The organism is Streptomyces sp. NPDC048604 (assembly GCF_043199435.1).
Classification (GTDB): domain Bacteria; phylum Actinomycetota; class Actinomycetes; order Streptomycetales; family Streptomycetaceae; genus Streptomyces.
This window is the reverse complement of sequence record NZ_JBICVX010000003.1, coordinates 1-25,345: the sequence shown is the minus strand read 5'-3', so window position 1 is coordinate 25,345 and position 25,345 is coordinate 1. Positions and strand designations below refer to the sequence as shown.

23 protein-coding genes are annotated in these 25,345 nt (G+C 72.8%); 17 read left to right on the top strand and 6 right to left on the bottom strand.

The features are described from left to right. The first annotated feature begins 165 nt into the window (after positions 1 to 165). Genes ACGFMM_RS06790 through ACGFMM_RS06765 form a run of 6 tightly spaced genes read left to right on the top strand, consistent with a single transcriptional unit; the run spans position 166 to position 6,793 of the window. Positions 166 to 1,251 (top strand): GNAT family N-acetyltransferase, encoded by a 1,086-nt coding sequence (locus ACGFMM_RS06790; RefSeq protein WP_393643817.1) that lies wholly within the window; start codon positions 166 to 168, stop codon positions 1,249 to 1,251. Between the two features lie 56 nt (positions 1,252 to 1,307). Then, positions 1,308 to 2,558: a glycosyltransferase gene (locus tag ACGFMM_RS06785; protein ID WP_393644689.1), complete on the top strand. Its 1,251-nt coding sequence runs from the start codon at positions 1,308 to 1,310 to the stop codon at positions 2,556 to 2,558. Beyond that, positions 2,555 to 3,361, top strand: coding sequence for a polysaccharide deacetylase family protein (locus tag ACGFMM_RS06780; protein ID WP_393643816.1), 807 nt, complete (start codon positions 2,555 to 2,557; stop codon positions 3,359 to 3,361). Before ACGFMM_RS06785 ends, ACGFMM_RS06780 begins: the two co-directional genes overlap by 4 nt. Before the next feature lie 14 nt (positions 3,362 to 3,375). Continuing rightward, entirely contained in the window at positions 3,376 to 5,271 is a 1,896-nt protein-coding gene (locus ACGFMM_RS06775) for a hypothetical protein (protein WP_393643814.1), read from the top strand. Continuing rightward, positions 5,268 to 5,726, top strand: coding sequence for a hypothetical protein (locus tag ACGFMM_RS06770; protein WP_393643812.1), 459 nt, complete (start codon positions 5,268 to 5,270; stop codon positions 5,724 to 5,726). Before ACGFMM_RS06775 ends, ACGFMM_RS06770 begins: the two co-directional genes overlap by 4 nt. Beyond that, entirely contained in the window at positions 5,726 to 6,793 is a 1,068-nt protein-coding gene (locus tag ACGFMM_RS06765; RefSeq protein ID WP_393643810.1) for a glycosyl hydrolase, read from the top strand. The genes ACGFMM_RS06770 and ACGFMM_RS06765 overlap by 1 nt, the downstream gene beginning before the upstream one ends. Here the strand turns inward: ACGFMM_RS06765 and ACGFMM_RS06760 are convergent. From ACGFMM_RS06760 to ACGFMM_RS06750, 3 genes are all read right to left on the bottom strand, one after another. Continuing rightward, on the bottom strand, positions 6,779 to 8,821 hold the full coding sequence (locus ACGFMM_RS06760; RefSeq protein WP_393643808.1) for a lipopolysaccharide biosynthesis protein: 2,043 nt from the start codon (positions 8,819 to 8,821) through the stop codon (positions 6,779 to 6,781). The two genes, ACGFMM_RS06765 and ACGFMM_RS06760, sit on opposite strands and share 15 nt — an antisense overlap. Next, the gene (locus ACGFMM_RS06755; protein WP_393643806.1) at positions 8,814 to 10,010 is read right to left on the bottom strand and encodes a DegT/DnrJ/EryC1/StrS family aminotransferase; all 1,197 of its coding nucleotides are present in this window, start codon (positions 10,008 to 10,010) and stop codon (positions 8,814 to 8,816) included. Before ACGFMM_RS06755 ends, ACGFMM_RS06760 begins: the two co-directional genes overlap by 8 nt. 130 nt (positions 10,011 to 10,140) lie before the next feature. Then, on the bottom strand, positions 10,141 to 11,049 hold the full coding sequence (locus ACGFMM_RS06750; protein ID WP_393643804.1) for an RNA polymerase sigma factor SigF: 909 nt from the start codon (positions 11,047 to 11,049) through the stop codon (positions 10,141 to 10,143). 210 nt (positions 11,050 to 11,259) lie between these two features. On the opposite strand from ACGFMM_RS06750, the gene ACGFMM_RS06745 reads away from it, so the two are divergent. The 6 genes from ACGFMM_RS06745 to ACGFMM_RS06720 all read left to right on the top strand — a co-directional run bounded on the left by ACGFMM_RS06745 (position 11,260) and on the right by ACGFMM_RS06720 (position 16,265). Beyond that, positions 11,260 to 11,628, top strand: a complete 369-nt coding sequence (locus ACGFMM_RS06745) for an STAS domain-containing protein (protein ID WP_393643802.1) — start codon at positions 11,260 to 11,262, stop codon at positions 11,626 to 11,628. Between the two features lie 95 nt (positions 11,629 to 11,723). Continuing rightward, positions 11,724 to 12,164, top strand: coding sequence for an ATP-binding protein (locus ACGFMM_RS06740; protein WP_393643800.1), 441 nt, complete (start codon positions 11,724 to 11,726; stop codon positions 12,162 to 12,164). Positions 12,165 to 12,359: 195 nt separating this feature from the next. Next, the gene (locus ACGFMM_RS06735; protein WP_393643799.1) at positions 12,360 to 13,037 is read left to right on the top strand and encodes a peptidase; all 678 of its coding nucleotides are present in this window, start codon (positions 12,360 to 12,362) and stop codon (positions 13,035 to 13,037) included. Continuing rightward, complete coding sequence (locus ACGFMM_RS06730; RefSeq protein WP_393643797.1) at positions 13,037 to 13,900, top strand: hypothetical protein; 864 nt, start codon at positions 13,037 to 13,039, stop codon at positions 13,898 to 13,900. Before ACGFMM_RS06735 ends, ACGFMM_RS06730 begins: the two co-directional genes overlap by 1 nt. After that, positions 13,897 to 14,934: a hypothetical protein gene (locus ACGFMM_RS06725; protein WP_393643795.1), complete on the top strand. Its 1,038-nt coding sequence runs from the start codon at positions 13,897 to 13,899 to the stop codon at positions 14,932 to 14,934. Before ACGFMM_RS06730 ends, ACGFMM_RS06725 begins: the two co-directional genes overlap by 4 nt. A 14-nt stretch (positions 14,935 to 14,948) precedes the next feature. Continuing rightward, complete coding sequence (locus ACGFMM_RS06720; RefSeq protein ID WP_393644687.1) at positions 14,949 to 16,265, top strand: hypothetical protein; 1,317 nt, start codon at positions 14,949 to 14,951, stop codon at positions 16,263 to 16,265. Between the two features lie 87 nt (positions 16,266 to 16,352). Here ACGFMM_RS06720 and ACGFMM_RS06715 read toward each other — a convergent pair whose 3' ends face one another. Beyond that, positions 16,353 to 17,849, bottom strand: a complete 1,497-nt coding sequence (locus ACGFMM_RS06715; RefSeq protein WP_393643793.1) for a peptide MFS transporter — start codon at positions 17,847 to 17,849, stop codon at positions 16,353 to 16,355. Between the two features lie 331 nt (positions 17,850 to 18,180). On the opposite strand from ACGFMM_RS06715, the gene ACGFMM_RS06710 reads away from it, so the two are divergent. Both ACGFMM_RS06710 and ACGFMM_RS06705 read left to right on the top strand, forming a co-directional pair. Then, on the top strand, positions 18,181 to 18,858 hold the full coding sequence (locus ACGFMM_RS06710; RefSeq protein ID WP_393643791.1) for a response regulator transcription factor: 678 nt from the start codon (positions 18,181 to 18,183) through the stop codon (positions 18,856 to 18,858). A gap of 13 nt (positions 18,859 to 18,871) precedes the next feature. Beyond that, the gene (locus tag ACGFMM_RS06705) at positions 18,872 to 20,140 is read left to right on the top strand and encodes an ATP-binding protein (protein ID WP_393643789.1); all 1,269 of its coding nucleotides are present in this window, start codon (positions 18,872 to 18,874) and stop codon (positions 20,138 to 20,140) included. A gap of 29 nt (positions 20,141 to 20,169) precedes the next feature. Here ACGFMM_RS06705 and ACGFMM_RS06700 read toward each other — a convergent pair whose 3' ends face one another. After that, complete coding sequence (locus ACGFMM_RS06700; protein WP_393643787.1) at positions 20,170 to 20,688, bottom strand: GtrA family protein; 519 nt, start codon at positions 20,686 to 20,688, stop codon at positions 20,170 to 20,172. 186 nt (positions 20,689 to 20,874) lie between these two features. Here ACGFMM_RS06700 and ACGFMM_RS06695 point away from each other — a divergent pair, with 186 nt between their 5' ends. From ACGFMM_RS06695 to ACGFMM_RS06685, 3 genes are read left to right on the top strand one after another with little or no spacing between them, the layout of a single operon-like run. Then, positions 20,875 to 21,993, top strand: a complete 1,119-nt coding sequence (locus ACGFMM_RS06695) for a 5-(carboxyamino)imidazole ribonucleotide synthase (RefSeq protein ID WP_393644685.1) — start codon at positions 20,875 to 20,877, stop codon at positions 21,991 to 21,993. A 19-nt stretch (positions 21,994 to 22,012) separates the two neighbouring features. Continuing rightward, positions 22,013 to 22,510 (top strand): 5-(carboxyamino)imidazole ribonucleotide mutase, encoded by a 498-nt coding sequence (purE, locus tag ACGFMM_RS06690; protein WP_393644683.1) that lies wholly within the window; start codon positions 22,013 to 22,015, stop codon positions 22,508 to 22,510. Continuing rightward, entirely contained in the window at positions 22,507 to 23,721 is a 1,215-nt protein-coding gene (locus ACGFMM_RS06685) for a dipeptidase (protein ID WP_393643786.1), read from the top strand. The genes purE and ACGFMM_RS06685 overlap by 4 nt, the downstream gene beginning before the upstream one ends. 59 nt (positions 23,722 to 23,780) lie before the next feature. On the opposite strand, the gene ACGFMM_RS06680 is transcribed toward ACGFMM_RS06685, so the two are convergent. Further along, the gene (locus ACGFMM_RS06680) at positions 23,781 to 25,106 is read right to left on the bottom strand and encodes a UDP-glucose dehydrogenase family protein (protein WP_393643784.1); all 1,326 of its coding nucleotides are present in this window, start codon (positions 25,104 to 25,106) and stop codon (positions 23,781 to 23,783) included. Between the last annotated feature and the right edge of the window lie 239 nt (positions 25,107 to 25,345).

The window sequence follows — 25,345 nt, the reverse complement described above, 5'->3', positions numbered from 1 at the left end:
CTGTCCCGTTGGTCTCTGGATCACCATGAATTTCCCCCATCAACACCCCTTCGCCCATCGGTGACGGAAAGTGCAAGTAACCCTGTCCCGGAGGGATTTGGACCGGTACCGTCCTGTAGCGGCAAGGCTCTGGGGGGATGACCGGGGGGTCGAGAGTTGAGCGGTGTGCGTACGCGTGTCGTCCGGCCGGGGGAGCTGGGGGAGCGGGAGATCGAGGCGTGGCGGGAGCTGCGCGCCAAGTCCGGGCAGCCGGCGAATCCGTTCATGGAGCCCGAGTTCGCGCGGGCGGTCGGCGAGGTGCGGCCGTGGGCGCGGGTCGCCGTGCTGCTGGAGGGGTCCGAGCCGGTGGGGTTCCTTCCGTACGAGAAGGGGCTGCTGGGGCAGGGGCGGGCCATCGGGTTCGGGGTGTCCGACTGTCAGGGCATCGTGCTGCGCCCGGGGCTCGTCGCCGGGCCCCCGCGGCTGTTGAGGGACTGCGGGCTCGTCTCGTACGTCTTCGACAATCTGGAGGACGGGCAGACCGTGCTTGGCGGCTCCTCCTCCGGCGCCGATGCCTTCGGCTCTCCTGTCATCGATGTCGGTGAGGGGTATGCGGCCTACCTCGAGCTGCTGCGCGCGCAGTCGCCGAAGTTCCTGAAGACGACGCTCGCCAAGGAGCGGAAGCTCGGGCGGCAGGCCGGCGAGGTGCGGTTCGTCTTCGACGAGCGGGATCCGGCCGCGCTGCGCACGCTCATGGAGTGGAAGTCCGCGCAGTACCGGCGCACGGGGCGGCGCGACCGGTTCGCCAAGGAGTGGATCAGTACGCTCGTCCGGCGGCTTCATGCTCTGCAGTCGCCCGGGTGTTCCGGGACTCTGTCTGTGCTGTACGCCGATGAGCAGCCCGTCGCGGCGCACTTCGGGCTGCGGTCCGCGACCGTGCTGTCCTGCTGGTTCCCCGCCTACGACCCCGAGTACGCCAAGTACTCGCCCGGGCTCGTCCTGCATCTGCGGATGGCCGAGGCCGCCGCCGGGCAGGGGATCGGGATGCTCGACCTCGGGCGCGGGGCCGCCGAGTACAAGGACGCGCTCAAGACCGGCGAGCTCACGGTGTACGAGGGCTCCGTCGTCCGCCCCGGCGTGCGCGCCGGGCTGTACTGGCTCTCCCGCGAGCCGTCCCGCCGGGCCCACGCGTTCGTCCGCAACCGGCCCGGGCTCGCCGCCCACGGCCGTGAGGCCCTCAACCGGCTCGCCCGCGCCCGCGGCCACCGCTGACGTCTGTACGACGACCGTTCTCTGGGGGATCAGTGACCCGTACCCGTACGACCGGCATGCCCACGCCCGCCGTCTCCGTCGTCCAGCTCGATCTCGACTCCCTCCGTGGTGACGTGCTCTCTCTCGCTCCCGTCCCCGGCGGGCCGCCGCCCGTCGTTCCCGGTGACGTCTACGCCCTCGTACGGCTCCGGGGTCGTCCCGTCGGCACCCTGATCGCGCGGCTGCGCGAGGGCGACGAGGCCGCCGTCGTGCTGGCCTCGCTCGCGCGCGAGCGGATCACGCCCGCTCCCGAGCCCCCGCCGCCCGCCGGGCACCCCCCGCGTGCCACCGTCGTCGTCGCCACCCGCGAGCGTCCCGCCCAACTGGCGCGTGCTCTCGACTCGTTGCTCGATCAGGATCATCCCGACTATCGCGTGGTCGTGGTCGACAACGCGCCCCGCACCCGGGACACCGAGCAGCTCGTCACGCGCACGTACCGGGACCGCGTCGGCTACGTCCGCGAGGACCGTCCCGGGCTCGCCGTCGCGCACAACGCCGGTCTCGCCGCCGCCGACGGGGCCGTCGTCGCCTTCACCGACGACGACGTGATCGCCGACCCGAACTGGCTCGCCGCCCTCACCGCGCCGTTCGCCGCCGATCCCCGGCTCGGCTGCTCGACCGGGCTCATCCTGCCCGCCCGGCTGCGGACCCCCGCCCAGATCCTGCTGGAGTCCCACGGCGGCTTCGCCAAGGGCTTCGCCCCCCGCACCTACGACCCGGACCGGCCGCCCGCCGACGAGCCGCTGTTCCCGTTCACCGCCGGCAGCTTCGGCTCCGGCGCCAACATGGCCTTCCGCACCGCTGCCCTGAAGGCGGCCGGCGGCTTCGACCCGGCCACCGGCACCGGCACCCCGGCGAAGGGCGGCGACGACCTGTACGCCTTCGTCGCCGTGCTCACCGCCGGGTACCGGCTGCGCTACACCCCCGAGGCCCTGGTCTGGCACCACCACCGCGAGACCTGGCAGGACCTGCGGAACCAGGCGTACGGCTACGGCGCCGGCCTCACCGCGTACCTCACCGCCGTCCTCGTCCGCCGCCCCGCCCTGCTTCCGGCCCTCCTCGCCCGGCTGCCCCGCGGGCTCGCCCACGCCCGGGCCATGACCGCCCAGCGCGGCCCCACCGGGCAGGGCGTCCCCGGCGAGCACGGGGTGCACGCCCATCCCTGGCCGAGCAGCCTCTCCCGGCTCGAACGGCGGGGGATGCTCTACGGGCCCCTCGGCTACGCCCGGGCCCGGCTCCGCCTCCGCAGCAGCGGAGGTGCGAGATGAGCGCGCCCGTCCACACCCGCATCCCGGTCCTGCTCTACCACGCCGTCATGGCCGACCCGCCCGCCTGGATCGCCGAATTCACCGTCACGCCCGAGGAGTTCGCCGCCCAGCTCGACGCGATCGTCGACAGCGGCCGCACCCCTATCCGTATCGGCGACCTCGTCGACTGCCTCGCCGGCCGGGCCCCGCTGCCGCCCCGCCCGGTCGTCCTCACCTTCGACGACGGCTTCGCCGACCTGCCCGGCCCCACCGCCGAGGCGCTCGCCGCCCGCGAGCTGCCCGCCACCGCCTATCTGACGACGGGCGCGATCACCCCCGGCCGGGCCAGCCTGCTGCCGCCCGCGCCGATGATGACGCTCGGCCAGGCGCCGCTCCTGGAGCAGTACGGACTGGAGATCGGTGGCCACACCGTCACGCACCCGCAGCTGGACACGCTGCCGGCCGCCGCGGTCCGCCGCGAACTGCGGGAGTCCAAGGCCGTCCTGGAGGACGTGCTCGGGCACGAGGTGCTCCACCTCGCCTACCCGCACGGCTACAACAGCCGCGCCGTGCGCCGGGCCGCGCTGGCCGCCGGGTACCGCTCGGCGGTCGCGGTGCGGCACGCGCTCAGCTCGGAGCGGGACGAGGCGTACCGCATCGCCCGGCTCATCGTGCGCCGCACGCACACCGTCGCCGACGTGACGGCGTGGATGGCGGGCGCGGGCGCGAAGGCCGCGCCGTACCCGGACTCGCTGCCGACCGTCGGCTGGCGGCTGTACCGCCGGGCCCGGGCCGCGCTGCGCGGACCCGGGTTCGCCGGATAGGAGGGGGAGACATCGTGCAGCGATCCGTGCCCACGGCCGTGGCGGCACCGGGCGGCGCCCCGCCGCCGCAGGGGACCGGGGCGGACTCCGGCGGTGCCGGCGGCCGTCCGCCCCGCCGTCCCGTCCGTCTCTCCGGCCACACCCTCCTCGGCCTCCTCCCGCTTCTCGTCGCCGCCGCCCTGTGGGTGTACGCGCTGCCCCGCATCCCCTTCCGGGAGATCGGCGACTACGGTCTCCTTGACCGCTTCCCGGCCCCGTACTACGCCGCGCTCGCGCTGCTGACCTGCGGCTTCCTGGTCGCCCTGCGGCGCGCCGGGACCGCGCCGCCGTGGCCGGCGGCGTACACGGTCGCGATGCTCGTGGCGCTCAAGGCCCCGCCCGCGGTGCTGTACGACTCGGTGCGCTACGCCTGGGCCTCCAAGCACGACGCCGTGATCACCCGGCTGCTCGCCGAGGGCACCGTCCATCCGCACGCCGAACTGTCCGGCGGGATGTCCGCGTACGACCAGTGGCCCGGGTTCTTCTCCCTCGACGCCGCCCTGGTCCGGGCCTTCGGAGTCGAGTCCGCGGCCTCGTTCGTCAACTGGGCGCCGGTGGCGCTCGGCCTGCTCACACTGCCCGTGCTGCTGCTGATCTACCGCACCTTCACCGACGACTGGCGGCTCGTCTGGACCGCCGTGTGGATCTTCCAGCTGGCGAACTGGGTCGGCCAGGACTACCTCTCCCCGCAGGGCTTCGCGTATCTGCTGTTCCTGACCGTGTTCGCCGTCGTCGTCCGGCACTTCGTCCGCCCCGGCTCGGCCGGGCGGCTGCGCGACCGGACGCTGCTCGACCCGGCCGCGGCGTCCGTGCCGCCGCCGACGACCGTGCGGCAGCGGGCCGTCTGCGTGCTGATCCTCGTCCCGCTGATCGCCACGATCAACGCCTCGCACCAGCTCACCCCGGTCATGCTGTGCGCCACGCTGTTCGCGCTCTGCCTCACCCGCCGCTACCGCAACATCGGTCTGCTGGTGGTCACCGGGCTGATCATGCTGGCCTGGGACCTGACGATGGGCCGGGTGCTCTTCCTGGACACCCTCGCCACCCTCAAGGACTCGGCCGGCGACCTGCTGTCCAACTCCCGCGCCGGATACGCCGGTGAGCCCACCGGCCCCGGCCCGGAGCTGGTCGGCACGGCCAACATCCTGATGGTGCTGGCCCTGGCCGCGCTCGCCGGGACCGCCGTGCTGCTGCGCCGCCGGCTGGTCCGCAGCGCGCTGCCGCTGCTGCTGGCCGCCGCTGCGCCGGTGCCGATGTTCGCCGTCAACGACTACGGCGGCGAAATGCTCTTCCGCGTCTACCTGTTCGGGCTGCCCGGCACCGCGTTCTTCGCCGCCGCCGCGCTCGTCCCCGCCGCCGGGGCGCGCGGCCGGGCGGCGCGGCTGGGGCGGCGGGCGGCCGCGGTCGCCCTGCCGGTGGCGCTCGCCGCCCTGCTGGCCGGCTTCCTGCCCTCGTACTACGGCAAGGAGGGCATGCACTACGCGCCCCCCGCCGAGCTCGCGCTGACCGAACGCGCCTACGACCGCGCGCCCGACGGGGCGCTGATCCTCGCCACGACCGGCTCGTTCCCCGGCGCCTACCACCGCTACGACCACTACGAGCGCTGGTTCTTCACCGAGCAGGAGGTGCCGGAGAACCTCAAGATGCTGGCGGACCCGGCCGGTTACCTCTCCGCCGGCATCCCCGCGGGCCGCCCCGCGTACGTGATCCTCACGCCCACGCAGGAGAAGGCGGTCATCGGCGAGGGCTATCTGCCGCCCGGCGGCTTCGCGAAGCTGCGCGCCGACCTGAAGCGCTCCCCGCTGTTCCGGGTCGTGGAGGAGAACGAGCACGGGCTCGTCCTCGCGTACCGCCCGACCACGCCCGAGTGACAAGGCGTACCGTCCGCACCCGCCTCCAGGAGGTCGTCGCCATGGCCGTCCAGCCCGCCCCGTCCGCCACGCCGCTCGCTCCCAGACTGGTCCTCGCCGCCTCCGGCTGGGCCGCGCTCGGCGCGACCGCGCTGCCCGGCGGCTCCCCGCTGCGCTGGCTGCCGGTGCTCGCCTTCGTGACCTTCGGCCCCGGCCTGGCGCTGCTGCACCCGCAGCCGGGACGGCTGCGGCCCGGCGCGCGCCGGGAGGCGGTGGCGCTGGCGGCGCCGCTCAGCCTGTCGCTCGCGACGCTCACCGCGACCGCGCTGTTCCTGGCCGAGGGCTGGTCCACGACCGTGTTCCTGACGGTGCTCGCCGCGTTCACCACGGTCGTGGCCGTCCTGCCCGGCGTCCCGCTGCCCGCCGCCACCCGCGGCGCGGTCGGGCGCACCGAACGCCGGCCCGGGGGCAGTTGATGTCCGGACGCCATGCCGTCGTCCCGCGCCGGCCCGCCCGCGCCGCGGCCCTGCTGGGCGTCCTGCTCGCCGTCGTCGCCGCCCTGCTGGCCGGACTGGCCGCCCGCGGGCCGCAGGAGGACCCCTGCGCGCCCGACGCGCGGCTCGTGCCGCGCTGCGGCGCCTGGTGGGGCGCGTACGTCCCGTACGACGCGAACGGCTCGCTGACCGCCCCGGTGCACGCCTTCGAGAAGAAGATCGGCCGCCGGCTCGACCTCGTGTACACGTACCACGACATGTCCGGCAAGCCGCTGGACGGTGAGCTGCTCACCCCCGACGAGCGGGAACTCGGCCGCGACCGGCTGCTGATGCTGGCCTGGGAGTCCACGGTGTGGAAGGAACCGCACCACGCCGGCTGGACCGAGACCCAGCTCGGCTGGCGGAACATAGCGTCCGGGAAGTACGACGAGACCCTCATCGACCCGCAGGCCCGCCGGCTCAAGGCGTACGGCAAGCGGGTCTTCTTCTCGTTCGACCAGGAGACCGACTTCCGCATCAAGGAGGGCGCGGGCACCCCGGAGGAGTACGTCGCCGCCTACCGGCACATCCACGACCGGTTCCGCGAGCTGGGCGTGACCAACGTGGTGTGGGTGTGGACGGTCTCCGGCTACCTGGGCCACGCGGACGCGATGAAGCGGCTCTACCCGGGGGACGCGTACGTCGACTGGATCGGCATGGACCAGTACAACTACTTCCTCTGCCACAAGTCCACGAACTGGCTGGACTTCGAGGCGAGCCAGCGGCCCTCCTACGAGTGGCTGCGGGCCGAGATCTCGGCCCGCAAGCCGGTCATGGCCTCGGAGTTCGCCACCGCGCCGGACCCGGCGCGGCCGCAGCGGCAGCGGGACTGGTACGCCGAGATCCCGCGCGTCGCCCCACGGCTCCCGCAGCTGCGCGCCCTGGTCCACTGGAACCGCCCGGTCCCCGGACCGGGCTGCGACCTGACGGTGAACTCGGGCCCGGCACTTGAGGGTTACCGCCTGGCCGGCCAGGACCCGTACTTCGCGCAGCCCCTACCGGGCCGCTGACCGGGTCTCCCCCGATCCGTCCCTCCGCCGTGCCCGCCACAGCGCCGCCGCCGCGCCGCACCCCACGCCCAGGAACACCGGCAGCGCGATCCCCGCGAACGCGCCCTGTGCCGCCCAGCCGGCCCACACCAGCGCCCACACCGCGCAGGCCGTGAGCCGCTCGGAGAGCCCCAGGGCGCGCAGCAGGACCGCCACGAGCAGCAGGCACAGCGCCTGCAGGACCAGCGGGGCCACCCGCGGCGTCGCCTCGGGCGCGGCGGCGAGCAGCCGGGCCAGGACGTCCGCGCCGGGGCCGCTCAACGGCTCAGGGGGTACGCCGAGCAGCCACGGCGCCGTGTGCAGGGCCAGGAACGTGGCGAGCAGCACCGTCCCGGTGAGCGCGGCCGGGATCCGGCGCGGCCGCAGCGCCGCCCCGCAGACCACGACCAGCAGCGCGCCTCCGGCCAGGCTGACCGGCGGCAGTGTCGCGAGCAGCGCCGTGCCCGTGAGCCGGTCCGCGCCGGGCCCGCCGGCCCGCAGCAGCGGGATCCAGAACAGCCCGGCGGCGAGGCCGAGCAGCAGCCACCGCCAGATCCCGGCCGACCGCCCGTCCTCGGCCGGTGCCCGCACCGGGATGCCGAACGCGGGCGTCGGCGCGTCGTGCGCCCCGCGCAGATACGCGGCCTGCCGGGCCCACTCCGTGCCGTACTCGGGCGCCTCGGCGCGCCGCTTCCCGCTCCGCCCCGCCAGCGCGGCCCGCAGCCCCGGCGCGCACCCCACGGCGACCAGGGTCATCGAGCAGAGCACGCCGAGTCCCGCCCCGGAGATCCCCGCGGGCCCGAGCAGCGCCGCTGCGCTGCCGAGCACCAGCACGCACATGACGCCCTGCAGCACGGCGAGCATCCCCGTCCGGCCCTGGACCCGCAGCACCCCGATGTACAGCTCGACGGCGACCCGCGGCAGCGCGGCCGCGGCGAGCAGCCGCAGCACGGTCGTGCCGTGCTCCGCGTAGTCCGGGCCGAACGGCGCGAGGATGTACGGCGCGAAGACGATCAGCACCGCGACGACGGGGACGAGCAGCAGCGCCATCCGGCGCAGCGCCCCGCGCACCCCGGCGGCGAGGCTCTCGGGACTGTGGGAGGCGTGCGCGGTGAGCGAGGAGGCCATGTTGATGGCCATGAACTCCATCGTGCCGCCGACGGTGTACGCGGTGTAGAAGAACGCGTTGTGGGCGGCGTCGAAGCGGACCGCCACCATCACCGGCAACAGGTTGATCATGGCCAGGCTGAACAGGGCCCCGACCGAGTCGCCGGCCATGAAGCGGCCGATCTCGCGGGTGCTGGGCGGTTCGCGGTCGCGGTCGGCGGCGGCCTGCCGGGGGATGAGCCGGCGGAACACCAGCCAGCCCAGCGGCAGCACGGACAGCGCGATCGCCGCCGACCAGGACACGAACACCCCGAGCACCGGCATCGTGCCCGCCACGGCGACCAGCAGCAGCAGCTTGCCGACGGAGAAGCCCGCGTTGCCGACCGGCACCCAGAACGCCCGGCGCAGCCCGGTCAGCACCCCGTCCTGGAGGGTGAGCAGCGCCCAGCCGACGCAGGAGGCGGTGAAGAACAGCCCGGCGGACAGACTGCCGAGGGGGGCGTACGAGGGGCCCCACCGGTCCAGGGTGAGCAGGAAGGCCCCGCAGGCCAGGGCCACGACGACGGAGCTGACCAGGTAGATCCGGCCGACCAGCGGCCCGGTGGCCCGGCCGGCCCGGGGTACGTACCGGACCACCGCGCCGATCATGGTGGTGGCGGTGATCGAGGCGAGCAGCCGCTGCGCGGCGATGGCGGCGGAGCCCTGGCCGACGGCCTCCTCGCTGTAGTACCGCGCGGCGACCAGCCAGAAGCCGAGGCCGAGGGCGGCGGAGACGCCGGTGGACAGCATGAGCGCGTAGGCGTTCCGGAAGAGCGAGTTCCCGGGATCCTCGGGCGGCTCGGCGGCCTCGTGCGGTCCGGCGGCGGGCGCGTCCGGGCGGCGCAGCCGGACCGCGTCAGACACCGGGCCGGCTTCCGCCGCGCGGCGGGCGTACGGGCTCGGCGCCCGCGGCGCGCAGGACCGAGAGGACCTCCGGGGCGCGGCGCGGGTCGACGGGCAGTGCGTGACGGGCGAACCAGGCCGCGCCCTCGGGCGCGGGGGACGGCTCGGTGAAGCCGGGGGCGTACGCGTCGAGCGGCGGGTCGTACAGGTAGCCGGTGGTGATCCGGCGGGCGGCCAGCGCGGCGATCGCCGCGTCGCGGTCGGCGACCAGGAGCGGGACGCGGAACAGCGGCTGGACGGAGCCGTCACCCCCGTATTCGCTGCCGGAGAGCACTTCCGTGCCCGCGCGGCAGGCGGCGAGGACGGCGTCGAGGCGGGCGAGCTTCGCCGTGGTGCGGCGCAGCCGGCCGCGGCCGGGCCGCAGCCGGTAGTCGTGCATGTCGACCCGGACCCAGGAGTGGAAGGGCGTGAGCCGGGGCGCGTCGGGCAGCGCCTGCTTCAGCTCGTCCGCCCGCAGCGGCATCCGGATCTCCTCGCGCTCCTCCATGCCGAGCCGCCGCATCACGGCGTGCGCCGCGCCGACCAGGCGCAGTCCGCGCACGGTCGCCTCCGCGTACGGCCGTAACAGGTGGGCGAGTTCGGCGGTGGGGCGGTACGGGTCGAGCAACGCGTCGCGGGCGGCGGCGAGTTCGCCGCGTACGGCAGGGTCGGCGACGGCGAGGAAGCCGCCGGTCTTCGCGCCGGTGTGCTTGGAGAGGCTGAACACGGCGGCCTCGCCGTACGAGCCGACCGGCCGCCCGTCGGCGGACGAGCCGATGGCGTGCGCCGCGTCCTCGATCAGCGGGATGCCCAAGGCGTCGCAGCGGGCGCGGAGTTCGGGTGCCGGGTCGGGGTTGCCGTACAGGTTGGTGGTGAGCACGGCGGACAGGTCCCGCCAGATCTCCTCGGGCACGGCGGTCATGTCGATCGAGCCGTCCCGCGGGTCCAGCGGGGCCTGCACGGGTCTGAGACCGGCGGCGAGCACCACGAAGAAGATGACGTCGTCGTTGACCGGGGACATCAGCACCCGGCCCCCGGGCGCGCACCAGTGGCGCAGCGCCAGGTAGAGCCCGAGCCGGCAGGACGGCACGTAGAGGCACTCCCTGCCGAGCCGGTCGCGCATCAGCTCTTCCAACTCGGCGAACGGCGCCGCCGCGTACGCAGAAACCATGCGATTCCCCCCTGAACCCCGGGCTCAATGTCGCCCATTCCGGACGGCCCCGTCAATAACGCGGAGGGGCCCGTCCGGTGAAGAGCGGGCGACGGAAGGGGGTGTGCCGCCGCCCCGCGGGGCCCGGGGGTCACTCCTCCAGCGTGAGGCCCTTCCGCAGCCGGCCGAGGGTGCGGGCGAGCAGCCGCGAGACATGCATCTGCGAGATGCCCAGCTCCTCGCCGATCTCGGACTGCGTCATGCCGGCGGTGAAGCGGAGCGAGAGGATCTTGCGGTCGCGGGCGGGCAGCGCCGCGATCATCGGCTTGAGGGACTCGACGTACTCGATGCCCTCCAGGCCGTGGTCCTCGTAGCCGATGCGGTCGGCGAGGGTGCCCTCGGTCTCGTCCTCCTCCGGCTGGGCGTCCAGCGAGCTCGCCGTGTACGCGTTGCTCGCCGCCATGCCCTCGACCACCTCCTCGTGGGAGAGGTCCAGTTCGGCGGCCAGTTCCTCGACGGTGGGCGCACGGTCGAGTCGCTGGGCGAGTTCGTCGCCGGCCCGGGCCAGGTCGAGACGGAGTTCCTGGAGGCGGCGGGGGACGCGCACGGACCAGGAGGTGTCGCGGAAGAAGCGCTTGATCTCGCCGATGATGGTCGGCATCGCGAACGTGGGGAACTCGACGCCGCGGCTGAGGTCGAAGCGGTCGATGGCCTTGATCAGGCCGATCGTGCCGACCTGGACGATGTCCTCCATGGGCTCGCTGCGGGTGCGGAACCGGGAGGCGGCGAACTTGACCAGGGCGAGGTTCAGTTCGACCAGGGTGTTGCGCACGTAGGCGTACTCGTGGGTGCCCTCCTCGAGCGCTTCGAGCCGGGCGAAGAGGGTCTTCGACAGGGCGCGCGCGTCGAGCGGGTCGATCTGTTCGAACGGCGGGATCTCGGCGAGCGCGCTCTCGGTGAGTGCGCTGAACTCGGCGTGATCCGGCGGTGCGGTGGGAGTCGTCGACGGCGCGTGGGGGGAACGCGAGGCGTCGAGCCGGGGTGACATGGTCTCCTCCATCGTCATGTTCTGCTGCGGTTTGCGGCGCCTCCAAAGCCGGCCGTGGTCGGGTGTCACTACTAGCCCTACCGGCTTTACGGGGAAGGTTGCAAGTCCCAAATGTCCGTTTAGGGTTGGTTCATGGTGGAGTCCGGGTGTCGGGCGTAGCGCTCCACTTGTATGGTTCTTCGTGCGTCAACCGGTATCCGGAGAGCGAGAAGAGGCACGGGCATGGACCGCCAGACCTTGGGTCGCGCACGACCTGCCCGACTTCGGGTCGAGGCTCGGACCCTGGGTGTCAGCGAGATCGTCAAGCCGGTGGGTGAGCTCGATCACCACACGGCAGATCTGTTGCGTACGCCACTCGACGACGCCCTCGGTCAGGGCCGCTCGCGCCTCGTGGTCGACTGCTCGGCGCTCGACTTCTGCGACTCCACCGGACTCAACGTGCTCCTCGGCGCCCGCCTGAAAGCCGAGGCCGCAGGGGGTGGCGTCCATCTCTCCGGGATGCGGCCGGCGGTCTCCCGGGTCTTCGAGATCACCGGGGCGGACGCGGTCTTCACCGTCCATGACTCGCTCGAGGCGGCGCTCGCCGACTGAGATAGCGGGTGTTGTCGTGACACTGCGGGGCAGGAGAGCCTCCGCTGTCGGTCTTGGGTCCTGGTCAATGGGTGAATCGGTGAGGTGAAGCGCTGATGGACACTGCTGCGGGTGCCGGCGACGTCGCCCTTGAGGTGCGCACGCTCGCCCTCGGTGACGCTCCCGGCGTCGTACCGCTCGCCCGCGACTTCGCGCGGCAGGTGCTGCACGAATGGGGCTGGCTGCCCGCCGCCACCGCCGACCGCAGGGCCGCCGCCGAGGACGTACTGCTGGTGGTCTCCGAACTCGTCACCAACGCCTGTCTGCACGCCGAGGGGCCCGAGCTGCTCCGGATCGCTCGCGGCGAGAAGGCGCTCCGGCTGGAGGTCGCCGACCGCGGCGCGGGCCACCCCGCCCCGCGTTCCCCGCACCGGGCGGGCCGGCCCGGCGGGCACGGCATGTTCATCGTCCAGCGGCTCTGCCTCGACTGGGGCGTGGAGCGGGTGCCCGGGGCGCCGGGCAAGACGGTGTGGGCGGAGCTCGCCGCACCGGCCTGAGCCGTCCCCGTATCAGGCGCCGTATTCGGGCCCGTGTGCGAACGCTGCCCGGTGCTTGTGGAGTTGTTGAGGAGCGCGTCAATACGGCGCGCACTTTGTCTTCCCTCCATCAGGCCCCGGGCGTACCTTGAGCGCCCAATCTGATGTGCCGTCAGTAACTTCGGCGGTGCGAGCCCGGCGTGAGGGGTGCTCGAAGTGACCAACCGGAAGAGGACGGCCGCGGCCGCGGCGCTGGCCGCGGCGTTGGCGGGCCCGGTGGTGCTCGCGAGCGCCTCGGCCGCGCACGCCGACGTGGTCGACGTGAACTACGCATGCCAGACGAAGATCGGCCCGAAGAGCGCCGTGTCGCCCGTCGACGTCACCGCCGTCAAGAGCGGCGACGGCTACACGGTCACCATGTCCTTCGACAAGGGCGTCTCCGACAGCCCGATCGAACTGCCCAAGGGCGTGATGAAGCCGCGCGCCGAGCTGAAACTGGGCGGCGCGGACAGCGGCACCGTGAAAGTCTCCGGAGTGCCCAACGCCGAGAAGATTCCGCCCAACACCCCCATCAAGATCGGCAAGTTGACGGGCACGTACACGCCGAAGAAGTCGGGCAAGGTCACCTTCACGGCCGGCACGCTGATCGTCCACGCCCTGGGTATGGACGCCGCCACCTGCACGCCCACCAACAATCCCAAGCCCTCGCTGGAACTGGACGTCACGGCCGCGGGCGGCGGCTCCGGCGGTGACGACGGCGACTCGGGCGGCTCCGGCGAGCTGCCGAAGACCGGTCCGCTCGACTCCGCCATGGCCCTCGGCACCCTCGGCGGCACGGTGCTGCTGACCGGCGCGGCCGGAGTGCTCTGGCTCACCCGGCGCACGGCGCGCTGATGCGGGCGCGGGACACGGCCGTACCCGCCGCCGCGCTGCTCTGCCTCGCCGGGGCGGCCCCCGCCGCGGCGGCGGACGCGTGGACGGCGGGGCCGGCCGCCGGACGGCCGTACGTCTACCTGGAGGGCGCGGCGGGCAGCGTCCTGCAGGACACGGTCTCGGTCACCAACTCCGGCGCGCGGCCGGTAAGCGTACGGCTCACGGGCGCCGGTGGTACGGGGCAGAAGGCCTCCGTCCCGCTCGCCCTCGCCGCCCGCGCGGTCACCGTCCCGGCCCGCACCCGCGCCGACGTCCCCTTCGCGGTGACCGTCCCCGCCGACGCCGCTCCCGGCGAGCGGACCGGGACGGTCGTGGTGAGCGCAGGCGGCCGCGAGGTCCCGGTCCGCGTCCATCTGCGGATCAGCGGCCCCCGGCTCGCCGCCCTCACCGTGGAGCGGGTCCGCGTCGACGACGCCGGAACCGTCCACTACACGCTGGTCAACCGCGGCAACACCGCGCTCGCGCCCCGGCTCTCGGTACGCGCCGACGGCGTGTTCGGCACCGTCCTGGACCGCCCCGCCCGCGCGCTGCCGCTGACCCTGCGCCCCGGCGAGCGGCGCGCCCTCACCGAACCCTGGCCCGACCGGCCCGCCCTCGACGCGGTCACCGTCCAGCTGACCGTCACCGCCGGCGACGGGGCCCGGGCGACGGCCCGCGCGGAGGCCCGGTTCGCCTCGGCGGGCGCGCCGGCCGTCCTCGGCGGAGCGCTGCTCGCCGCGGCCGCCGCGGCGGGGCGGGCGCTGCGCCGACAGCGCCGTACACCGCCCGAACCCCCGGACGAAGAGCAGCTGTTGACGCCCACGGCGGCGGGAGCGAGCCGATGACCCGTACGAGCCCGACCAGGCTGGGCGCGCTGCTGCTGGCCCTGACGGCGATGGTCCTGTGCGCCCTGCCGACGGCGACAGCGACAGCCACAGCGGCGCCTACGGCCGCCGCGGCGCCCGCCCCGAAGGTCACTCTTTCCCAGCAGGAGGCCGGCAAGGGCGGCGAGCTCACCGTCAGCGGCACCGGCTGGCGGCCCGGCGCGCTGCTCATGCTGCTGGTCTGCGGGCGGTCGACACCCGCGAAGGGCCTGATCGGCGGCACCAACTCCTGCGCCAACACCGACGGACGGGCCGCCACCGCCGACGCCGAGGGCGCGTTCAGCCAGAAGCTGCCGGTCGCCGAGCCGCCCGTGCCCTGCCCCTGCGTGGTGCACGTCGCCGTCGTCACCGGCGGCGAACAGGCCGCCGTCGACGTGGCGTTCACCGTCGCCGGACACCCCACCGCCCCGCTGCCCGCGCAGACCGGCGGCGGCCGGCTCTCGGTCCTCGCCTCGGTACGGCTCGAAGGGTCGAGCGGCGTCCTCGTCTGGTTCGGCGCGCCGGCCCAGCGGCGGATCGTCTTCACCGTCGGCAACCTCGGCTCCGGACCGGTCAAGGACCCGGTCTTCCAGGTCGGCGTGGCGCACGGCGTGTTCGCGCCGCAGTACGAGGAACGGCAGTGGCGCGGCACCGTCGAACCCGGCCGCAAGGCGCTGGTCGAGCTGCCGGCCGAGCTGACCGCCGGCGCGCACGGCGACTACCGGGTGACCGTGAAGTTCGGCGACCAGGTGCTGGTCGAGCAGCCGTGGGGGGTCGGCCGGCCGTGGGGCGTGGTCGTCTTCTGGGTGCTGCTCGCGGTGGTCGTCCCGACCGCGCTGTTCCGCATCGGCATGGCGGTGGTGGACCGGTGGCGCCCGGCAGGGACGCCGGCCCGCCACCGGGCGAGGCCGAACCGCGCACCCGTACGGCCCCACCCCGAACCCACGGCCCTGCCGTGGTTCACCCCGGACTCCGCACCGTCAGAGAACCGACCCACGACGAAGGGACATTCGTGAGCACGCAACGGAGGGTGAGCGCGGCGGGAGTCGCGCTGATGCTCGGCGGCGCGGGGATCCTGCTGGCCGCCGCCCCCGCACAGGCCGCCGAGGTCTCGTTCAAGACCGAGTGCATACCGCCGGCGATCTCCGGCATGCCGCCCGTGCAGGGCACGACGAAGGTGCAGATCACGGCACCGGCCGAGGCCAAGGTCGGCGACGAGGTCGAGGTGGTGTGGAAGACGGTCGAGGCCGCCTCCAAGAACCCCGACGTCCTCGACCTCGAGAAGGACACCGTCAAGCCGACCGGTGTGATCAAGGTCGGCGGCGCGGCGAGCGGAACGCTGAACATGGAGGGACCGCGGCAGAACCCGCCGATCCCGAAGAACAGCCCCATGATCCTGCCGGACATGAAGGGCAAGCTGAAGCTGGAGAAGGCCGGCGAGATCACGCTGACGCCGGACAAGTACAACATCAACGTCTCCAAGCCGATGTCGACGGACACCAAGTGCGCCCCGAAGGAGACGCCGGCGGTCGGCGCGACGATCAAGGTCACGGACGGCGGAGGCGGTGCGGACTCCGGAGGCACCACGTCGACGGGCGGCAGCTCGACGACCACGTCCGGCGGCACCACCACCACGTCCGGCGGAAACACCACCACGTCCGGCGGCACCACCACAACGTCCGGTGGCGGCGGTGGGGGCGGACAGACCGACTTCCCCGGCAAGGAGGTCGCGGTCCAGTTCGCCTGCCAGTCCCCGGGCCCGGCGAGCATCTCGTCCAAGGTCACGATCAACGCCAAGAAGAACGGCGGCGGCTACGACCTCACCGTCAAGACGGCGAAGGGCGTCATGAACAGCCCCGCGCCGCTCCCGGCGGGGGCGCTGAAGCCGTCGATGGCGGTGAAACTGGGCGGCGCGGACAGCGGCTCGGTGAAGGTCGAGGGCCCGGCGAACTCCGCCCCGCTGGAGCAGGGCAAGCCGGTCGACCTGCCCGACATGAAGGGCACGTACAAGCCCGGCGCGACGGGCAAGTCGACACTCAGCCCCGGCGCCCTGACGATCACGGTGAACCTCGGCGGCTCGCCGATCGTGATCCCCTGCCAGGTCAAGGGCTCGGTCCAGGCCTCCCTGGAACTGGACACCGCACAGCAGCCCGGCGGCGCGGCGGGCGGCGGTGACGCCACGGCCGGCGGCGCCGCGGCCTCCGGCGGCGACTCCGGCGGCGGACTGGCCGAGACCGGCGCGGAGGACGAGGGCGCCCTGCGCGCCCTGGCCCTGGTGGCCGGCACCGTGATCCTCCTCGGCGGCGCCGTCTTCACCTTCACCCCGTGGGCCCGCCTGCGCAGGTGACCGCGCGGACAGCCCCGTACACGAAAGCGGAGGGCCGCCGCACCGGAGACGGTGCGGCGGCCCTCCGGCCGCACAGGGGGCGTGACGTCAGTGCACGCCGCCCATGAGGGCCTTGACCTTCCGGCGGTACATGAAGATCGCGACACCGGCGATGGCGGCCAGGACGCCCTGGCTGGCGAACCACGCCTGGGTGTCCGTCGGCGCGCCGACGAGCTGGAGCAGGGCGATGACCGAGTCGCCCGCCGTGACGGCGAGGAACCAGACGCCCATCATCTGCGAGGCGTACTTCGCGGGGGCGAGCTTCGTCGTCAGCGACAGGCCGACGGGGGACAGGCACAGCTCACCCACGGTCTGGATGAAGTACACGCCGACCAGCCACATCGGGGAGACCTTGGCGTCGCCGGCGGCCAGGCCCTGGGCGACCATCATGACGCCGAAGGAACCGCCGATGAGCACCAGCGCCGCCGCGAACTTCGACAGCGTGCTCGGCTCCTTGTCGCGCTTGAACAGCGCCACCCACAGCATGGCGAACAGCGGCGCCAGCGCCATCACGAACAGCGGGTTCAGCGACTGGAACCAGCTCTCCGGGAAGCTGAAGCCGAAGAGCGTCGACTGGGTGTCGTTCTTGGCGAACAGCGACAGCGTCGAGCCGGTCTGGTCGTAGATGCCCCAGAACACGGCCGCGGCGACGAAGAACCAGATGTAGCCGGACATGCGTCCCTGCTCCACCGGCGTCAGGTCCTTGTCCCGCTTGATGCGGAGCAGGTACCAGGCCGGCAGGACCAGGCCGAGGACGGTCAGCGGCCACAGCGCCCAGTCGATGGTGAAGAGACCGGCCAGACCGATGATCGCGTACGCCGCGCCGGCGACGCCGATCCAGATCAGGGCCTTGCGGACGAGGGCGGAGCGCTCGGCGGCGTCCAGCGGCGACGGGACCCGGCTCGACTCCGCGTTCAGGTGGCGGAAGCCGATGAAGTAGAAGATCAGGCCGAGCGCCATGCCGACACCGGCCATGGCGAAGCCGAGGTGCCAGTTGACCTGCTGGCCGACCCAGCCGATGGTCAGCGGGGCGACGAAGGCACCGAGGTTGATGCCCATGTAGAAGATCGTGAAGCCGCCGTCGCGCCGCGGGTCGTTCTTGTCCGTGTACAGGTGGCCGACCATCGTCGAGATGTTGGCCTTGAGGACACCCGAACCGGCCGCGATCAGCGCCAGGCCGATGAAGAAGGAGGCCTGCGCGGGCACGGCCAGCAGGAAGTGGCCGGCCATGATGACCACGCCCGCGACGGCCACGGCCTTGCGGGCGCCCCACACGCGGTCGCCCAGCCAGCCGCCCGGCAGGGCGAGCAGGTAGACCATCGCGTTGTAGACGGAGTAGATCGCGACGGCCGTCGCGTCGTTCATGCCGAGTCCACCGTCGGCCACGTTCGTGGCCAGGTAGAGCACGAGCAGGGCCCGCATGCCGTAGAAGCTGTAGCGCTCCCACATCTCGGTCATGAAGAGGAAGGCCAGGCCCATCGGGTGGCCGAGGAACGTCTTCTCGGAACCCGAGGTTCCGGGAGAAGTCGTCAGGCTGGACGCCATGTCGATCCTTGCTCTGTCGGGACGCGCGCCTTGTGGGCACAGGCGCCCGGTGGGGGGAGGCCGTTCGGATCCTCCTCGACGGCGGTGCCGTCTTGGGCAGGAAAGAGACCCTTGGCTGGAAACGCGGCCAAAGGTCCTATCGTCAGTGGTACAGACGTCTCGCCACCATACGACACGACAGTGTCTGAATTGGAAGGACTTGAGAGATGGATCACAGGTGACATAGGAACCAACGGAGAGGTTTCGAAGGTCATCTGCTGGTTGACGCCCTGACTCGCAGGCATCCGCGATCACCCTCCGAGGGGACTCGCACGCCGACTACCATCACCCCATGACCCGTGTACTGCTCGCCGAGGACGACGCCTCCATCTCGGAACCGCTGGCTCGCGCCCTGCGGAGAGAGGGGTACGAGGTCGAGGTGCGCGAGGACGGGCCGACCGCGCTCGACACCGGGCTCCAGGGCGGCGTCGACCTGGTCGTCCTCGACCTGGGCCTGCCCGGCATGGACGGCCTGGAGGTCGCCCGCCGGCTCCGCTCCGAGGGCCACACCGTCCCGATCCTGGTGCTCACCGCCCGCGCCGACGAGGTCGACACCGTCGTCGGGCTCGACGCCGGCGCCGACGACTACGTCACCAAGCCCTTCCGGCTCGCCGAGCTGCTCGCCCGCGTCCGGGCCCTGCTCCGGCGCGGCGCCACCGAGCCCGCAGCCCCGCCCGCCACCCACGGCGTCCGCATCGACGTCGAGTCGCACCGCGCCTGGATGGGCGACGAGGAGCTCCAGCTCACCGCCAAGGAGTTCGACCTGCTGCGCGTCCTCGTCCGCGACGCCGGCCGGGTCGTCACCCGCGACCAGCTGATGCGCGAGGTCTGGGACACCACCTGGTGGTCCTCCACCAAGACCCTCGACATGCACATCTCCTGGCTCCGCAAGAAGCTCGGCGACGACGCGGCCAACCCCCGCTACATCGCCACCGTCCGCGGCGTCGGCTTCCGCTTCGAGAAGAGCTAGGACCCGAAGAGCCGTGCGCCGCAGGCTGATCAACTCCACCCTGGCCGTGGTGCTCGTCGTCATCGGCGTCTTCGGGGTCTCGCTCGTCATCGTCGAGGCCCGCACCATCTCCGCCGCCGCCCAGGAGTCCGTGGACGTCGAGGCGGTGCGGCTGGTCTCCATCGTCGACAGCCGCCTCTTCGGCGGGGAGCCGGTCAACCCGGACATCCTCACCGAGCAGAGCGGCGCCAAGCGGTACGCGCTCATCGAGATCCCCGGCCGGCCGCCCATGGAGATCGGCGAGCGCCCCCAGGGCAGCGTCATCCGCGGCACCGCGACGGGCGAGCGCGGCGAGACCGTCACCGTCGAGGTGGCCCGGTCCGCGATCACCGCCGAGGTCGGCCGCACCCTGCTGATCATCTGCGGGGTCGCCCTGCTCGCCGCGCTGGCCGCCGTCGGCCTCGCCGTACGCCAGGCCAACCGGCTCACCACCCCGCTCACCGACCTCGCCGAGACCGCCGAGCGGCTCGGCTCCGGCGACCCGCGCCCCCGCCACAAGCGGTACGGCGTCCCCGAGCTCGACCGGGTCGCCGACGTGCTCGACGGCTCCGCCGAGCGGATCGCCCGGATGCTCACCGCCGAGCGCCGGCTCGCCGCCGACGCCTCCCACCAGCTGCGCACCCCGCTCACCGCGCTGTCCATGCGCCTGGAGGAGGTGGCGCTCGCCGACGACCTCGACACCGTCAAGGAGGAGGCGACGATCGCGCTCACCCAGGTCGAGCGGCTCACCGACGTCGTCCAGCGGCTGCTCACCAACTCCCGCGACCCCCGGACCGGCTCCGCCGTCGCCTTCGACCTGGACGAGGTCATCAAGCAGCAGATCGAGGAGTGGATGCCGGCCTACCGCAGCGCCGGCCGCGCACTCGTGCACTCCGGCAAGCAGGGCATGCGGGCCGTCGGCACCCCGGGCGCGGTCGCCCAGGTCCTCGCCGCGCTCATCGAGAACTCGCTCATGCACGGCGGCGGCACCGTCGCCCTGCGCACCCGGGTCACCGGCAACCAGTCCGTGATCGAGGTCACCGACGAGGGCCCCGGCGTCCCCGCCGACCTCGGCGCGCGGATCTTCGAGCGGGCGGTCAGCGGCCGCAGCTCCACCGGCATCGGCCTGGCCGTCGCCCGCGACCTCGCCGAGGCCGACGGCGGCCGTCTGGAGCTGCTCCAGCAGCATCCGCCGGTGTTCGCCCTGTTCCTGGGCCGCGAGGTCCGCGACCGCGGCCAGCAACGCGAACGCCCGGTCCGCTGAGGACCGGGCGTACGAGGAAAGGCGTGGGATCAGCCCACGCGGTCGGGCTGCGGGCGCACCGCCTGCTTCGGAGCTTTCTCCAGGAACGATTCCGCCACCGTCACGGCCTCGTGCTCCGGCATCGTCCGGAACACCCACGTCCGGTACGACCAGAAGCGGAACAGCGTCGCGACGCCGATGCCGAAGAACTTGAAGAAGTTGCTCTGCAGCGGGGTGTCCCAGTCGAAGCCGTACGTCGCCACGAACAGGATCCCGTTCTGGATCACCAGACCGATGGCGCTGAACACGAAGAACAGCGAGACCTCGCGGGCCCGCCGGCTCTTGTCGCGGTCCCGGTAGGTGAAGTACCGGAAGCCGACGTAGTTGAAGGCGATCGCCACGACGGTGGCGATGATGCTCGCCCTGACCACCGGCAGGTCCGTGAAGTGGCGTACGAGGTTGAAGACGCCGAGGTCCACCAGGAGCCCGACACCGCCCACCGCGCCGAACTTCGCGAACTCACGGGTGAGCCGGTCCAGCCGCACCCGCAGTGCGCTTCGTTCACTCATGGTGATCGCTCAGCCCCGTCCGTTCGGTTTCGTCAACCCAGCCATGCTAACGAGCCGCACGAGTGACCGCCCGGGGACACCTCAAACCCCCGCGATCGCCCGCCCGAGTGCTGTGGCAAACCACAGGGTGACGGGGTTCCCCGGCTCGGCGGATACCCTAAGAGGGTGACGTTCCCGGTAGTCGGCATGGTCGGCGGCGGTCAGCTCGCTCGTATGACACACGAGGCAGGCATCCCCCTCGGCATCAAGTTCAAGCTCCTCAGTGACACCCCCCAGGACTCGGCGGCCCAGGTGGTCAGCGAGGTCGTCATCGGCGACTATCGCGACCTGGACACGCTGCGTGACTTCGCACGCGGCTGCGACGTGATCACCTTCGATCACGAGCACGTGCCCGCCGAGCACCTGAAGACCCTGGAGGCGGACGGTGTCGTCGTCCGCCCCGGGCTCGACGCCCTGGTGCACGCCCAGGACAAGGGGGTGATGCGGGCGAAGCTCGACGAGATCGGCGCGCCCGGTCCGCGGCACCGCCTGGTGGCCGACCCGGCCGACGCGGCCGCGTTCGCCGCCGAGGTCGGAGGCTTCCCGATCATCCTGAAGACCGTGCGCGGCGGCTACGACGGCAAGGGCGTGTGGTTCGTCCGCTCCGAGGCGGACGCCCGCGACCCGTTCCTGGCGGGCGTCGCGGTCCTCGCCGAGGAGAAGGTCGACTACGTCCGCGAGCTGGCGGCCAACATCGTCCGCTCCCCGCACGGCCAGGCCGTCGCCTACCCCGTGGTCGAGTCCCAGCAGGTCGACGGCGTCTGCGACACCGTCATCGCCCCTGCCCCCGGCCTCTCCGAGGAGCTGTCCGGCCAGGCGCAGGAGCTGGCGCTGCGGATCGGCAAGGAGCTCGGCGTCGTCGGCCACCTCGCGGTGGAGCTGTTCGAGACCACCGACGGCCGGATCCTCGTCAACGAGCTGGCCATGCGACCGCACAACTCCGGCCACTGGACCCAGGACGGCGCGATCACCTCGCAGTTCGCCAACCACGTCCGGGCCGTCCTCGACCTGCCGCTGGGCGACCCCCGTCCGCGCGCGCGGTGGACGGTCATGTGCAATGTCCTGGGCGGCGACTACCCGGACATGTACACGGCCTACCTGCACTGCATGGCCCGGGACCCGCAGCTCAAGATCCACATGTACGGCAAGGACGTGAAGCCCGGCCGCAAGGTCGGACATGTCAACACCTACGGCGACGACCTGGACGACGTGCTGGAGCGCGCGCGTCACGCCGCCGGCTATCTGCGAGGAACGATCGTTGAGTAATCCGCTCATTGGCATCGCCATGGGGTCCGACTCCGACTGGACCGTCATGGAGGCCGCGGCCCAGGCCCTGGACGAGTTCGAGATCCCGTACGAGGTCAATGTCCTCTCCGCGCACCGGATGCCGCGCGAGATGATCTCGTACGGCGAGGACGCCGCAGACCGCGGCCTGAAGGCGATCATCGCGGGCGCCGGCGGCGCCGCCCACCTGCCGGGCATGCTGGCCTCCGTCACGCCGCTCCCGGTCATCGGCGTCCCCGTGCCGCTGAAGTACCTCGACGGCATGGACTCGCTGCTGTCCATCGTGCAGATGCCGGCCGGCGTCCCCGTCGCCACCGTCTCGGTGGCCGGCGCGCGCAACGCGGGCCTGCTCGCCGCCCGGATCCTCGCCGCGCACGACGCGGACCTGCTCGCCCGGATGAAGGAGTTCCAGCAGGAGCTCAACGACCAGGCGACCGAGAAGGGCAAGCGCCTGCGCGCGAAGGTCGAGGGCTCCACGTCGTTCGGCTTCGCGAAGTGACGGCGGCGGACGGCTCGGCGGCGTACCTGGACCAGGCGCGGGAGCTGCTCGCCGCGCACCCCGTGGCCGACGGCCACAACGACCTGCCGTGGGCGCTGCGCGAGCACGTCCGCTACGACCTGGACCGGATGGACATCGCCCGGGACCAGGCCGACCGGCTCCACACCGACCTCGGCCGGCTGCGGGCCGGCGGGGTCGGCGCGCAGTTCTGGTCCGTGTACGTGCGCTCGGATCTGGCGGGGGACGCGGCGGTGAGCGCGACCCTGGAGCAGATCGACGTCGTCGACCAACTGCTCGCCCGCTACCCCGCCGATCTGGCCCCCGCCCTGACCGCCGACGACATGGAGGCGGCGCGGGCCGCCGGCCGGATCGCCTCCCTCAAGGGCGCCGAGGGCGGCCACTCCATCAACGACTCCCTCGCGACGCTGCGGGCGCTGCACACGCTGGGCGTGCGGTACATGACGCTCACCCACAACGACAACATCGCCTGGGCGGACTCGGCGACGGACGAGCCGGGCGTCGGCGGCCTGTCGGCCTTCGGCCGCGAGGTCGTCCGCGAGATGAACCGGCTCGGCATGCTGGTCGACCTCTCGCACGTGGCCGCGACGACCATGCGGGACGCGCTGGCGACCACCGAGGCGCCGGTGCTGTTCTCGCACTCCTCGGCCCGCGCGGTCTGCGACCACCCGCGCAACATCCCCGACGACGTGCTGGAGCTGCTGGCCGGCAACGGGGGAGTGGCGATGGCCACCTTCGTCCCCAAGTTCGTGCTGCCGGCCGCGATGGAGTGGACGGCCGCCGCGGACGAGAACCTGCGGGCGCACGGTCTGCACCACCTGGACACCACGCCGGAGGCGATGAAGCTCCACGCCGCGTTCGCCGAGGCGCACCCGCGCCCCGTGGCGACCGTGGCGACGGTCGCCGACCACCTCGACCACATGCGCGAGGCGGCCGGCGTCGACCACATCGGCATCGGCGGCGACTTCGACGGCACGGCGTTCACGCCGGACGGCCTGGACGACGTCGCCGGCTACCCGAACCTGATCGCCGAACTGCTGCGACGCGGCTGGTCCCGCCCCGACCTGGCCAAGCTGACCTGGAGCAACGCGGTACGCGTCCTCCGCGACGCGGAAGCGGTGTCCCGAGACGCCCAGACGCGCCGCTCCCCGTCGATCGCGACGATCGAGCAGCTGGACGGGGCACAGGACTGAGAGACCGGGGGCCCGCCCCGCGCGGGGCGGGCCCCCGGCCCTGGTGTCTCACCCTTGCGTCACGCCGCCGGGCGGCCCATCGCGCGGTACGTCCAGCCCGCCTCCCGCCACCGCTCCGCGTCCAGCGCATTGCGCCCATCAAGCACAACCCGCGCCGAAGCCACCGCACCAAGCTCCTCCGGCGACAGCTCGCGGAACTCGCGCCACTCCGTCAGGTGCAGCACCACGTCCGCGCCGCGCACCGCGTCCAGCGCCGAGTCCGCGTACACCAGCGTCGGGAACAGCCGGCGCGCGTTCTCCATGCCCTTCGGGTCGTACACCGTGACCTGGCCGCCCTGCAGCTGGATCTGGCCCGCCACGTTCAGCGCCGGCGAGTCGCGGACGTCGTCCGAGTCCGGCTTGAACGTCGCGCCGAGCACGGCCACCCGCTTGCCGAGGAACGAGTCGCCGCCGACCGCCTCGCGCGCCATCTCGACCATCTGGCCGCGGCGCCGCATGTTGATCGAGTCGATCTCGCGCAGGAACGTCAGTGCCTGGTCCGCGCCCAGCTCCCCGGCGCGCGCCATGAACGCGCGGATGTCCTTCGGCAGACAGCCGCCGCCGAAGCCGACCCCGGCCCGCAGGAACTTGGACCCGATCCGCTCGTCGTGGCCGATCGCCTCCGCGAGCTTCGCCACGTCGCCGCCCGCGGCCTCGCAGAGCTCCGCCATCGCGTTGATGAACGAGATCTTCGTGGCGAGGAAGGAGTTCGCCGCGGCCTTCACCAGCTCCGCCGTCGGGTAGTCGGCCACCACGAACGGCGTGCCCTCGGCGACCGGCACCGCGTACACCTCGCGCAGCAGCTTCTCCGCGCGCTCGCTGCGCACGCCGACCACGATCCGGTCCGGGTGCAGCGTGTCGTCGACGGCGAAGCCCTCGCGCAGGAACTCCGGGTTCCAGGCCAGCTCCACGCCCTCCGGCAGCAGCGCCGAGAGCCGTTCGGCGGAGCCCACCGGCACGGTCGACTTGCCGACGACCAGCGCGCCCTCGCGCACCACCGGGGCGAGCGCGGCGAAGGCGGCGTCCACGTACGACATGTCGCAGGCGTACTCGCCGTGCTTCTGCGGAGTGTTCACGCACACGAAGTGGACGTCGCCGAACGCGCCGATCTCCTCCCAGGAGGTCGTGAAGCGCAGCCGCCCGCTGGAACCCTCGATCCCGGCGACGTGCTGCGCCAGCAGCTCCTCCAGACCGGGCTCGTACATGGGGACCCGGCCCGAGGACAGCAGCTCGACCTTCTCGGGGACGATGTCGAGCCCGAGCACCTCGAAGCCCAGCTCCGCCATCGCCGCTGCGTGGGTGGCGCCGAGGTAGCCGGTGCCGATCACGGTGATCTTGAGGGCCATGCGGGGACTCCAGTGACGTCGGGCGGAATGCCTGCCCGAGCATAGTCGGGCCCTGGCCCGGCGCTCCCCCACGCCCTACCATTTGAGTTACTTAACGGTAGTTAGCAACTGTGGGAGTGAATGAGCGTGGCGGGTTCCGTGGATTTCGACCTGTACCGGCCGTCGGAGGAGCACGACATGCTCCGTGAGACGGTTCGTTCGCTCGCGGAGGCGAAGATCGCTCCGTTCGCGGCGGCGGT

Coding starts and splice junctions, on each gene's coding strand:
- ACGFMM_RS06785 (WP_393644689.1), top strand. CDS start 1,308: ATGCCCACGCCCGCCGTCTCCGTCGTCCAGCTCGATCTCGACTCCCTC.
- ACGFMM_RS06780 (WP_393643816.1), top strand. CDS start 2,555: ATGAGCGCGCCCGTCCACACCCGCATCCCGGTCCTGCTCTACCACGCC.
- ACGFMM_RS06765 (WP_393643810.1), top strand. CDS start 5,726: ATGTCCGGACGCCATGCCGTCGTCCCGCGCCGGCCCGCCCGCGCCGCG.
- ACGFMM_RS06755 (WP_393643806.1), bottom strand. CDS start 10,010: ATGGTTTCTGCGTACGCGGCGGCGCCGTTCGCCGAGTTGGAAGAGCTG.
- ACGFMM_RS06750 (WP_393643804.1), bottom strand. CDS start 11,049: ATGGAGGAGACCATGTCACCCCGGCTCGACGCCTCGCGTTCCCCCCAC.
- ACGFMM_RS06745 (WP_393643802.1), top strand. CDS start 11,260: ATGGACCGCCAGACCTTGGGTCGCGCACGACCTGCCCGACTTCGGGTC.
- ACGFMM_RS06740 (WP_393643800.1), top strand. CDS start 11,724: ATGGACACTGCTGCGGGTGCCGGCGACGTCGCCCTTGAGGTGCGCACG.
- ACGFMM_RS06730 (WP_393643797.1), top strand. CDS start 13,037: ATGCGGGCGCGGGACACGGCCGTACCCGCCGCCGCGCTGCTCTGCCTC.
- ACGFMM_RS06725 (WP_393643795.1), top strand. CDS start 13,897: ATGACCCGTACGAGCCCGACCAGGCTGGGCGCGCTGCTGCTGGCCCTG.
- ACGFMM_RS06715 (WP_393643793.1), bottom strand. CDS start 17,849: ATGGCGTCCAGCCTGACGACTTCTCCCGGAACCTCGGGTTCCGAGAAG.
- ACGFMM_RS06710 (WP_393643791.1), top strand. CDS start 18,181: ATGACCCGTGTACTGCTCGCCGAGGACGACGCCTCCATCTCGGAACCG.
- ACGFMM_RS06700 (WP_393643787.1), bottom strand. CDS start 20,688: ATGAGTGAACGAAGCGCACTGCGGGTGCGGCTGGACCGGCTCACCCGT.
- ACGFMM_RS06695 (WP_393644685.1), top strand. CDS start 20,875: ATGGTCGGCGGCGGTCAGCTCGCTCGTATGACACACGAGGCAGGCATC.
- purE (WP_393644683.1), top strand. CDS start 22,013: ATGGGGTCCGACTCCGACTGGACCGTCATGGAGGCCGCGGCCCAGGCC.
- ACGFMM_RS06680 (WP_393643784.1), bottom strand. CDS start 25,106: ATGGCCCTCAAGATCACCGTGATCGGCACCGGCTACCTCGGCGCCACC.